At 64.7% G+C, this 11492-nt stretch carries 9 protein-coding genes; 2 read left to right on the top strand and 7 right to left on the bottom strand.

The genetic code is table 11. The features are described from left to right. Positions 1-1446, top strand: a complete 1446-nt coding sequence (locus AC56LN_RS12595; RefSeq protein ID WP_499572114.1) for an NAD-dependent succinate-semialdehyde dehydrogenase — start codon at positions 1-3, stop codon at positions 1444-1446. Positions 1447-1599: 153 nt separating this feature from the next. Beyond that, positions 1600-2943, top strand: coding sequence for an ATP-binding protein (locus tag AC56LN_RS12590; RefSeq protein WP_499572113.1), 1344 nt, complete (start codon positions 1600-1602; stop codon positions 2941-2943). 298 nt (positions 2944-3241) lie between these two features. Here AC56LN_RS12590 and AC56LN_RS12585 read toward each other — a convergent pair whose 3' ends face one another. From AC56LN_RS12585 to purU, 7 genes are all read right to left on the bottom strand, one after another. After that, positions 3242-4744, bottom strand: coding sequence for a tripartite tricarboxylate transporter permease (locus tag AC56LN_RS12585; RefSeq protein WP_499572111.1), 1503 nt, complete (start codon positions 4742-4744; stop codon positions 3242-3244). A 5-nt stretch (positions 4745-4749) separates the two neighbouring features. Further along, positions 4750-5214, bottom strand: coding sequence for a tripartite tricarboxylate transporter TctB family protein (locus AC56LN_RS12580; RefSeq protein WP_499572109.1), 465 nt, complete (start codon positions 5212-5214; stop codon positions 4750-4752). Between the two features lie 177 nt (positions 5215-5391). Then, a complete protein-coding gene (locus AC56LN_RS12575; RefSeq protein WP_482898865.1) occupies positions 5392-6366 on the bottom strand; it encodes a tripartite tricarboxylate transporter substrate binding protein BugD in 975 nt (324 codons plus the stop codon). A 251-nt stretch (positions 6367-6617) separates the two neighbouring features. Then, complete coding sequence (locus AC56LN_RS12570) at positions 6618-8930, bottom strand: xanthine dehydrogenase family protein molybdopterin-binding subunit (protein ID WP_499572108.1); 2313 nt, start codon at positions 8928-8930, stop codon at positions 6618-6620. Continuing rightward, complete coding sequence (locus tag AC56LN_RS12565) at positions 8927-9952, bottom strand: FAD binding domain-containing protein (protein ID WP_499572106.1); 1026 nt, start codon at positions 9950-9952, stop codon at positions 8927-8929. The genes AC56LN_RS12570 and AC56LN_RS12565 overlap by 4 nt, the downstream gene beginning before the upstream one ends. Then, positions 9949-10473 carry a (2Fe-2S)-binding protein gene (locus tag AC56LN_RS12560; protein ID WP_482898862.1) on the bottom strand — a complete coding sequence of 175 codons (525 nt, stop codon included), beginning with the start codon at positions 10471-10473 and terminating at the stop codon, positions 9949-9951. Before AC56LN_RS12560 ends, AC56LN_RS12565 begins: the two co-directional genes overlap by 4 nt. Before the next feature lie 105 nt (positions 10474-10578). After that, entirely contained in the window at positions 10579-11472 is an 894-nt protein-coding gene (gene purU / locus AC56LN_RS12555) for a formyltetrahydrofolate deformylase (RefSeq protein WP_499572104.1), read from the bottom strand. Between the last annotated feature and the right edge of the window lie 20 nt (positions 11473-11492).

The raw sequence follows: 11492 nt of genomic DNA, 5'->3' as shown, positions 1-11492 counted from the left end.
ATGACGACTTCCAGCTACCCCGATACCCGTCTCCTCATCGCCAACGAATGGCACGACGCCAGCGGCGGCAAGACTATCCCCGTGATCAACCCGGCCACCGGCCAGCCGATCGGCAAGGTCGCCCACGCCAGCATCGCCGACCTCGATCGCGCGCTGGCTGCCGCACAGACCGGTTTCGAGACCTGGCGCGCCGTTCCTGCTGCCGAACGTGCTGCGATCATGCGCCGCGCCGCGACGCTGCTGCGCGAGCGCGCCGGCGACATCGCGCGCCTGCTGACGCAGGAGCAGGGCAAGCCGCTGGCCGAAGCGAAGGGCGAGGCCATGGCCGGCGCCGAGATCATCGACTGGTTCGCCGCCGAGGGCATGCGCGTGTATGGCCGCATCGTCCCGTCGCGCAACCCGGCTGCGCAGCAGCTCGTGCTGAAGGAGCCGGTCGGCCCGGTCGCCGCGTTCACGCCATGGAACTTCCCGATCAACCAGATCGTGCGCAAGCTCGCTGCAGCCTTGACCACCGGCTGCTCGTTCCTGTGCAAGGCGCCTGAAGAAACCCCGGCCTCGCCCGCAGCGCTGTTGCAGTGCTTCGTCGATGCCGGCCTGCCACCGGGCGTCGTCGGTCTGGTGTTCGGTGATCCGGCCGAAATTTCGGGTTACCTGATTCCGAGCCCGATCATCCGCAAGGTGACGTTCACCGGCTCGACGCCGGTGGGCAAGCAGCTGGCGGCGCTGGCCGGCGCGCACATGAAGCGCGCGACGATGGAGCTGGGCGGCCATGCGCCGGTCATCATCGCCGAGGATGCCGACGTGGCGCTGGCCGTCAAGGCGGCGGGCGCGGCCAAGTTCCGCAACGCGGGCCAGGTGTGCATCTCGCCGACCCGTTTCCTCGTGCATAACGCCGTCAAGGCCGAGTTCACGCGCGCGCTGGTGCAGCACGCCGAAAGCCTCAAGCTGGGCGACGGCATGGCCGATGGCACGACGCTCGGTCCGCTGGCCAATGCGCGCCGCCTGGACGCGATGGCCAAGGTGGTCGACGATGCGCGCGCCCGTGGCGCCACGGTGGCAACGGGTGGTGAACGCGTGGGCACCAGCGGCAACTTCTTCGCGCCGACGATCCTGGCCGATGTGCCGCTGGACGCCAGCATGTTCAACGACGAGCCGTTCGGCCCGATCGCGGGCATCCGCGGCTTCGACAGCCTGGAGGACATGATCGCCGAAGCGAACCGCCTGCCGTATGGCCTGGCTGGTTACGCGTTCACGCGCTCGATCAAGAACGCGCAGTTGCTGATGAACCGTGTCGAAGTGGGCATGCTGTGGATCAACCAGCCGGCCACGCCAAGTGCGGAGCTGCCATTTGGCGGCATCAAGGATTCCGGTTACGGTTCGGAAGGCGGGCCGGAGGCGCTGGAATCGTACCTGAACACGAAGGCCGTCTCGATGGTCGGCGTGTAAGGGGCGGTGACGCACTGGAGCAGGATCGGCTGTCACAATTTGTAGGAGAATGCCTTGTGGTGGCGGGTTATAATTCGGCCCGCCACCGGTTTCTGCGCTCTTCAGATGCCACTTTTCCCTGTAGAGTGACACCATGATCTTCTCCCAGCCCGCATGACGCAGGCCATCCTGACGCTCAATGTGGGCACCGAATTTGATGTGATCGCGGCGCGCCAGCGTGCGCGCCAGATCGCGGGCGCATGCGGATTCGGTTCGGTCGACCAGGCGCGTATTGGCACGGTCGTGTCCGAACTGGCGCGCAATATCTTCAATTATGCCGGCGCCGGCCTGGTGTCCTTCTCGGCCGAAGGCGCGGTCGCACCCCAATCCCTGTGCATCACGTTCGAAGACCGCGGGCCCGGGATCGCCGATGTCGCGCACGTGCTGTCCGGTACGTACCGGTCGCCGTCGGGGATGGGCATCGGCATCCTGTCGGCGCGGCGGCTGATGGACCAGTTCGAGATTGCCAGTGGCCCCCTGGGCACCTGCATCACGGTCGGCAAGCGCTTTCCCGCGCAGACGGGTTTCATCAGCGCCGACGGCTTCGCCCCGCTGGTGGCGCAGTTCGAAACGCTGCCCAACCACGCAGCGCTGTCCGAAGCACGACACCAGAACCGTGAACTGGCCGACGCCCTCGGCGCGCTGCAGGCGCGGCAGGAAGAGCTGCAGCTCGTCTCCACCCGGCTGGAAGAGCGCAACCGCAATATCGAAGCACTCAACGACCTGCTGGACGACAAAGCCGCGGCGCTGCAGAAAGCCGACCGCAGCAAGGACGAGTTCCTCGCCACCCTCAGCCACGAGCTGCGCGGGCCGCTGTCGGCGGCCGGCATGGCCGCGAGCATGCTGCTGCCCGAGGGCGTCTCGTCCCAGCGCGCCAATCAGATGGGGGAATTGATCCGGCGCCAGGTGACGCACATGAGCCGCCTGGTCGAGGATCTGCTGGACGTCTCGCGCGTGAGCCGCGGCCTCGTGCAGCTGGAAAAAACGCCGGTCGAGCTGGCCGATGTGGTCGCCGCTGCGCTCGAACAGGTGCAGTCGGCGGCAAACCAGAAGCGGCATCGCATCGACCTGGCATCGGGCGCATCCAGCCTGCTGGTGCTGGGCGACCGCACGCGGCTGATCCAGGTGGTGAGCAATCTGCTGACCAACGCGATCCGCTACACGGACGATGGCGGCATGCTTCACATCGCCCTCGAAAAACGGGGCCGCATGGCAGCGCTGCGCGTCACCGACAACGGCATGGGCATCGCGCCCGACCTGATGCCGCGCCTGTTCGACCTCTACGTCCAGGCCGAACGCTCGGCCGATCGCACCGGCGGCGGCCTCGGCCTGGGCCTCGCCCTCGTCAAGAACCTGGTCGAAGCCCACGACGGCACCGTCACCGCCCACAGCCCCGGCGACGGCCACGGCAGCACCTTCACCGTCCTCCTGCCCCTGCACACCGACCGCCGCGAATAGCCCCGCCACTCTTCGACGACCGCAATGAGGGTCAGAGTCGAATTGTTGAGCAATAACCCTGAAAACAGTTACGCCCTGCAATGCCGCCAGGCAGCTTTCCGCGCGGCCCTTGCTTTCCAATTGGGGTCGGAGTCAGATTGTTTGACAACTTTGAGGAATTGCCCAATAAGTCTACTCTGACCCTAATTGTTCAGGATCTGGATGGTGGGGGGGCGGGTAGTGTGGGTGTAAACGGCCGCCGCCCGGGCCGGCTTTGGGGCCGGCGCCGGGCGGCGCGGGGTGATGCGGGTTTAGTGCATCAATCTTCCTGGAAGGCTTCTTCGCGTTTCTTTCGCAGTGAAGGCAGCAGGACGACGATCATGGCTGCGGCGGCCAGGCCCAGCATGACGCCCGAGATCGGACGCTCGATGAACACCATCGGGTCGGCGCGCGAGAGCAGCAGGGCGCGGCGCAGGTATTCTTCCATCATCGGGCCGATGATGAAGCCGAGCAGCATGGGTGCGGGCTCCAGTTCGAGCTTGGCGCACAGGTAGCCGAGCAGGCCGAACAAGGCCATCAGGTAGACGTCGAAAGTGCTGTTGTTCAGGCTGAAGACACCGATCGCGCAGAACATCAGGATCGCCGGATACAGCATCTGGTACGGCACCATGATCATGCGCACCCAGATACCGATCATCGGCAGGTTCAGCACGACGAGGAACAGGTTACCGACCCACATCGAGACGATCAGGCCCCAGAACAGGCCAGGCTGCTCGGTCATGACGGCAGGACCAGGCTGGATGCCCTGGATGATCATCGCGCCGATCATCAGCGCCATCACCGGATTCGATGGAATGCCCAGCGTCAGCATCGGGATGAACGAGGTCTGCGCACCCGCGTTGTTGGCCGCTTCCGGCGCCGCAACGCCTTCGATGGCGCCCTTGCCGAAGTTGGCTGCGTTCTTCGACACTTTCTTTTCGAGCGAGTACGACGCGAATGAGGCCAGCATCGCGCCGCCGCCCGGCAGGATGCCCAGCAGCGAGCCCAGGCCCGTGCCGCGGATGACCGGCCACATGATGCGCTTGAAGTCTTCCTTGTTGAGCATCAGCCCGGTGACTTTCTTCATCACCAGGTTGCGGTCTTCGTTGTGCTCAAGATTGCGGATGATTTCGCCGATACCGAACATGCCCATTGCGACGATGACGAAGTTGATGCCGTCAGCCAGCTCAGGCATGTCGAAGGTGTAGCGCGCCGAACCCGAGTTGACGTCGGTACCGACCACACCCAGCAGCAGGCCCAGCAGCACCATGCCGATCGCCTTGAGCAGCGAGCCGCTGGCCAGGACAACCGACGCCACCAGACCCAGCACCATCAGCGAAAAGTACTCGGCAGGGCCGAATTCAAGCGCCAGGTCGGCCAGTGGCGGTGCCGCCAGGGCCAGAAGGACCGTGGCAACGGTACCGGCGAAGAACGACGAGATCGCCGCGGTAGCCAGCGCCTTGCCGGCCTGGCCGTTGCGGGCCATCTGGTAGCCGTCCAGCGCCGTCACGACTGACGATGATTCGCCCGGCAGGTTGACCAGAATCGCGGTGGTCGAGCCACCGTATTGCGCGCCGTAGTAGATACCAGCCAGCATGATCAGCGCGGACTCCGGCGGCAGGCCGAACGTGGCCGGCAGCAGCATCGCGATGGTAGCGATCGGGCCCAGGCCCGGCAGCACGCCCACTGCGGTGCCGACGAACACGCCGACCAGACAGTAGAACAGGTTTTGCATGGACAGGGCCGTTTCGAGGCCCAGTGCGAGGTTACTGAAAATTTCCATATGATTTAATTCCCACCGAGCCAAGGGCCAATGATCGGCATCGGCAAGCCAAGCAGCTTGACGAACAGACCGATTGCAAACAACGTCATGCCCACGGCCAGCGCGAGTGACTTCTTCAATTCAAATTTGTCGCTGGCGTACGAGCTGATCAGGATCAGCAGGAAGCCAGCAGGCGCCAGGCCGGCATTGCGCACCAGGAAGCCGAACAGCAGCACCGCAACCAGCACGATCGTCAGTTCGCGATAATAAATGCGGCCGATCGCCTCGCCCGGACGGAAGAACGAGCGCACGAACGACGCCACGCCGATCAGCGAAAGCAGGGCGCCCAGCACGATCGGGAAGTAGGCCGGGCCCATGCGGCCGGCACTGCCAATTTCGTAGTCCTGACCGATGTAGACGGCGCTCAGACCGAAAAATAGAAAGACAATGCCGCTCCAAAAGTCCTTCGGATGGCGGATAAATGCTGGCACGGTAGTGGTCCCCTTTATTGTGTTGCAGATGCGGTGATGCAGATGCAGATGCAGTGGTTCGAAAAGCGTGAATGCAGATCACTGATGCAGCCGGCTCGCGTACGGCGGCGAGGCAGATGCGACGACGCCGCACCGCAGCCGGACAGGCCGGCGCGGCGCGACGTCGTCAATGCGGCATCAGTCGGCGAAGGCGCCGGCTTTCTTGATGATCGGGCCCCACAGGTCGATCTGCTGTTTCAGGTGCGTGCGCAGGGCTTCCGGCGTGGCCTGATTGGCAGGGACCGGCTCGGTGCCAAGGTCGGCGAAGCGCTTGACCACGTTCGGATCGCGCAGCGCGGCGCGCAGGGCGTTCGACAGCGCGTCGACGGTTGGCTTCGGCGTGCCTTTTGGCGCGTACAGGCCGTGCCAGACGCCGACTTCGAAGCCTGGCAGGCCAGCCTTGTCCAGCGTCGGCAGGTTCGGCAGCGACGCGACCGGGGTCTTGGTCGTCACGCCGTAGGCCTTGATCTTGCCGCCCTTGATCTGGCTGGTGGTGTTGGTGGTCTGGTCGCACATGAAGTCCACCTGGCCGCCCAGCAGGTCGTTCATCGCCGGACCGGTGCCCTTGTACGGCACGGTGGTCAGCTCGACGCCCATCGCGGTCTGCAGCAGCATGCCGCACAGGTGCGATGCCGAACCCAGGCCTGCGTGCGCGTAGGTGACCTTGTCCTTGTTGGCTTTCACGTACGTGATCAGCTCTTTCATGTCCTTGGCCGGGAAGTTCGCCTTGGCGACGACGGTCATCGGCACGTCGGTGATCAGGCCGATCGGCTCGAAGCTGGTGATGGCGTCATACGGCAGCTTGCGGTACAGGGCTGGCGCGGTCGATTGACCGATGTGGTGCAGGAACAGCGTGTAGCCATCCGGTGCGGACTTGGCGGCGCGCGCGGCGCCGATGGTGCCGCCGGCACCGCCGACGTTCTCGACGATGATCTGCTGCTTGAGCGTGGTGCCCATCGATTGTGCGACGAGGCGTGCCACGGTGTCGGTCGGGCCGCCGGCTGCAAACGGCACGATCATGGTGATGGTCTTGGTCGGGTAAGCCTGGGCATGGGCCAGGCCCGTGCCGAAAGCGGTCAGGCAGGCAGCTGCGCACAGCATCTTGAGCTTCATGGTGTCGTCCTCGTATCTCGTTCTTGGTGTGGTTTTGCAGCCGGCACTATTTCTGTGCCGTGCTGTCGTGCGGCGTTGTCTTACGCACCAGATGTTGTACCAGTAAACATATTGTTGTGCAACTACGTGGAAATACGTATGTGGTGTGCATGACGCTTTTTCCGGTAAAAATGAAACCGGGGAAAACGCTGTGTCGGACGTAAAAAACGCCATCCGAAGATGGCGTTCATGGTCTCTGCAGCGCCGTATTGTCAGACCGGCGGCTGGACCGGGAGTTCCTCGTCGCCCATCAGCAGTTTTGCCGGCGTCATCGGCGTCGTGCGCAGCCGCGTGCCGGTGGCATGGAAGATCGCGTTCGAGATCGCGGCCGCCACACCCACGATGCCGATCTCGCCCACGCCTTTGGCGCCCAGCTGCTTGCTCACGATGCGGTCGTCTTCTTCCACGAAGATCACGTCGATGTCGTGGATGTCGGCGTTGACCGCCACGTGGTACTCGGCGAAGTTGTGGTTCATGAAGCGCCCGTACTTGTGATCGGTATGGGTTTCTTCATGCAGGGCCTGGCTGATGCCCCAGACGACCGCGCCGCTGATCTGGCTGGCTGCGGTCTTGGCGCTGATGATGCGCCCGGCGGCAATCGCACTGACCACGCGCGTCACGCGCACCATGCCCAGCTTTTCGTTCACGCGCACTTCGCAGAACACGGCCGAGTGCACGGCGCGCGCATACTTGCGCTGCTTGAGCATCTGCGGCGTCATGAAGTATTTCTCTTCAACCTGATCGACGCCCGCATTGGCCAGCACCTGCGTCAGTTCCACGCGGCGCGATGGATCGTCTTTCAGGAACACGGCGCCGTCGCCGAATTCCACGTCGCGCAGGCGCGCCTTGGCCAGCGGCGAATTGTCCATCTTCGTTGCCAGCTTCAGCAGCGACTTCTTGAGCTTTTCGCAGGCGCCATGCACGCCCGAGCCCACGGTGGTCACGTGCGACGAGCCACCCTCGATCGGCGCCATCGGCAGCGTCGAGTCACCCAGCTGGAACGTCACCAGTTCCATCGGCAGGCCCATGGCTTCGGCGGCAATCATCGACATCACGGTGTAGGTGCCGGTGCCGATATCGGTGGCCGCGCTGCTCACGACCAGGCGGCCGTTGCTGTGCATGACGGCGCTGACGCGCGCCACCATCACCATCGCATCCCAGATGCCGGTCGCCATGCCCCAGCCCACCAGCTCGTCGCCGTCGGGCATCGAGCGCGGCTCGATCGGGCGCTTGTCCCAGCCGAAGCGTTCGGCGCCCTGGCGGTAGCATTCGCGCAGTTCCTTGCTCGAGAACGGCTTGTCCTCGATCGGCGACGTGTCGGTGTAGTTCTTCAGGCGCAGCGCCAGCGGGTCCATCTTGAGCTTGTAGGCCAGTTCGTCCATCGCCACTTCCATGGCGTGCACGCCGTGGGCGGCGCCCGGGGCGCGCATGTCCAGCGGCGTGAAACGGTCGTTGGCGACCACCTGGTAACCGAGCTTGATATCGGTGCACGCATACAGCTGCCCCGACCAGTTGACGATCACTTCGACGTAGTCTTCGAGACGCGAGGTTTCCTGGATCGCTTCGTGCCAGATGGCCTTGAGCGTGCCGTCCGGCGCTGCGCCCAGGCGGATGCGGTGCCAGGTTTCCGGCCGGTGGCCAAAGCTGAACATCTGCTGGCGCGTGAGCACGACGCGCACCGAGCGCTCCAGTTGCAGCGCGCCCATCACGGCGAGCGGCAGCTGGTATTGCGGGCGCAGGCCCGAACCGAAGGCGCCGCCCACGTACGGGTTGCGCACCGTGACGTCGTCGCTCGACAGGCCAAAGCCGTGCGAGACATACCAGCGGCTGTTCTGCGAACTTTGCGTCTTGTCGTAGACGGTCAGGTGGCCGTTTTCAGCGCGAATCACGGTCGAGGCGAACATCTCCATCGGGTTGTGGTGCTCGACACCGTTGTAGTACTGCGAGTCGACCCGCACCTCGGCCGCATCGAACGCCTTTTCGCCGTCGCCGATCGAGCTTGGCGGCACGAAGCCGGCCTTCATCTTGCGTGGCTCGTAGGCCTGATCCAGGCTTTTCAGCAGGTTCGTCTCGTGCGCATCGACATCGTAATGCACGCGCACGAGCGAGCTGGCGTAGCGCGCCGCTTCGAAGGTTTCAGCCAGCACCAGTGCCACTGGCTGGCCACTGTAGAAGATTTCGTCCGAGAACAGGGGCCGGAACGGCGAGCCGGCCGGCGCCGTCATGTCTTTCCATGCCAGGTCGAACGAGCGCATCTTGGGGCGGTTCTCGTGCGTCATGACCGAAATCACGCCCGGTACGGCCAGTGCTTCAGTCGCGTCGATGCTGGTGATGCGGCCCTTGGCCACGGTGCCGCTGACGACCACGCCATAGGCCAGGTCGGGGGCAAAGTATTCGGCGGCGTACTGCGCCTCGCCGGTGACCTTGGCGCGGCCATCGATGCGCGAGACCGGCATGCCGCTTTTCACGCGGCCGGTGCCGGCCGGCGCGCTTGGTGCGCGCAATTCTGGAATCAGGTCGGTCATGCTTGTTCTCCTTGTGCATCGAGTCCGCGGGCGTGGTCGGTGCCACGCGCGGCGGTGGTCAAGGCTTGCACGATGGCGTTGCGCGCCAACGGCAGCTTGAAGTCGTTTTGGCCGAAGCCCTGTGCGCCTTGCAGGATGGTCTCGGCAGCCTGCAGGAACGCTGCTTCGCCGACCGCCTTGCCGACGAGCGCTTCTTCAGCGGCTTCGACACGCCACGGCTTGTGGGCCACGCCACCGAGTGCGATGCGCGCGGCGCGGATCGTGCCGTCGGCATCGAGGTCCAGCGCGGCGGCGACCGACACCAGCGCGAACGCGTACGACAGGCGGTCGCGCACCTTGATGTAGGCGCTGTGATCGATGAAGCGGTCGGCTTCCGGCACCGTGATATGGGTGATCATCTCGCCTGGCTGCAGCGTGTTGTCGATCTCGGGCTTGTCGCCCGGCAGGCGGTGGAACTCGGCGAAGGGAATCTCGCGCGCGCCGCTCATCGAGCGCACGTGGACGGTGGCATCGAGCGCGCGCAAGGCCACGCACATGTCCGACGGGTGGGTGGCGATGCAGCTTTCGCTGGTGCCGAGGATCGCCAGCTGGCGGTTCAGGCCATCGCGCGCCGGGCAGCCGGTGCCGGGTTCACGCTTGTTGCAGGCGGTGCCGACGTCGTAGAAGTAGACGCAGCGCGTGCGCTGCATCAGGTTGCCGCCGTTGGAGGCCATATTGCGCAGTTGCGGCGAGGCGCCGGCCAGGATGGCCGTCGACAGCAGCGGGTAACGCTCGCGCACCAGCGGGTTGTAGGCGGTATCCGCGTTGCGGGCCAGGGCGCCGAGCAGCAGGCCGCCGTCTTTTTCTTCGACCTGGTCGAGGCCCAGGTTGTTGATGTCGACCACGCGTGACGGCTTCATCACGCTTTCCTTCATCAGGTCGAGCAGATTGGTGCCGCCGGCGATCGGGCGGGTGTCAGGATCGAGCAGGGCGGCCAGCGCCGCGTCGATATCGGTGGGTTGGGTAAAGGCGAACGGGTTCATGACAGCACCGCCCCGGTCGTGAAGCCTTCGGTGGTCTTCTTGGTGTCGCGCATGTCGAGCATCTTGACGACGGCGTCGGCGATCTGCGGGTAAGCCCCGCAGCGGCACAGGTTGCCGCTCATGAGTTCACGCACGTCGTCGCGCGTGGTGGCTTGTCCTTCGTTCAAGAGGCCCACTGCCGAACACAGCTGCCCCGGCGTACAGTACCCGCACTGGAACGCGTCGCAATCGATGAACGCCTGCTGCAGCGGATGCAGGTCGTCGCCGGTGGCCAGGCCCTCGACGGTGGTGATCTCGCGACCGTCCTGCATGACGGCCAGCGTCAGGCACGAGTTGATGCGCTTGCCGTCCACCAGCACGGTGCAGGCGCCGCACTGGCCCTGGTCGCAGCCCTTCTTGGTGCCGGTCATGCCTGCGCGCTCGCGCAGCAGGTCGAGCAGCGTTACCCAGGATTCGACGTTGAATTCGCGGTCCTGGCCATTGATGCGCAGGCGCACGGGATGCTGCTGTTGATGTTCCATGATCTTCCCCTCTGTGAGAAGGTACGAACATAACGTCCTGTTACATTTGCGACGGTTAGATGACGCACCTACATTAAGTATAAGTCAACGTTGTTCAAGGTGTCATTACGGCCCGCGGAACACGACGGTCTTGTTCCCGTCCACGAACACGCGGCGCTCGATGTGAAACTTAACCGCCGTGGCCAGCGCCAGGCATTCATTGTCGCGCCCCACGCGGGTGAGCTGGTCGACCCGGTAGTTGTGGTCCACGCGCGTGAGCACCTGTTCGATGATCGGGCCTTCGTCCAGGTCGGGCGTGGCGTAGTGGGCCGTCGCGCCAATCAGCTTGACGCCCCGGTCGAACGCCTGCTGGTAGGGCTTGGCGCCCTTGAAGCCGGGCAGGAACGAGTGGTGGATATTGATGCACTTGCCGGCCAGGCGGCGCGCCAGGCCATCGGACAGGATCTGCATGTAGCGCGCCAGGATCACGAGTTCGGAGTCGGTTTCATCGACGATTTCCAGCAGGCGCGCCTCTTGCTGCGCCTTGTTGTCCCTGGTGACAGGCAGGAAGATGAAGCGGATGCCTTCGCGCTCGACCATCGGGCGCAGGTCGAGGTGGTTCGACACCACGGCCGTGATCGACAGATTGAGTTCGCCCGTGCGGCGGCGGTACAGCAGGTCGTCGAGGCAGTGATCGGTCTTCGAGACCATGATCACCGTGCGCACCGGGTCTTGCGGATCGAAGATTTTCCAGCCCATGTCCAGGCGCGTGGCGACCGTACTGTCGAATTCTGCGCGGATGGCGTCGATCGCCGGTGATTTGTCTTGCTGGCGGAACACGGCGCGCATGAAGAAGCGTGCGGTGGAATCGTCGTCGAACTGTTCGAGTGCGCAGATGTAGCAGTCGCGTTCGGCCAGGAAGGTCGCGACGGCTGCGACGATGCCGATGCCGGCCGGGCAGCTGGCGTGGAGGATGTATTCGGGGCGGTTGGGCGTCGTGACGTCGCTGGCGCTGGGCATGCTGGTTCCTGTCGTTGATG

It is taken from the genome of Telluria sp. ZT3P26 (assembly GCF_059686035.1).
This window is presented reverse-complemented; position numbering and strand designations above follow the sequence as displayed.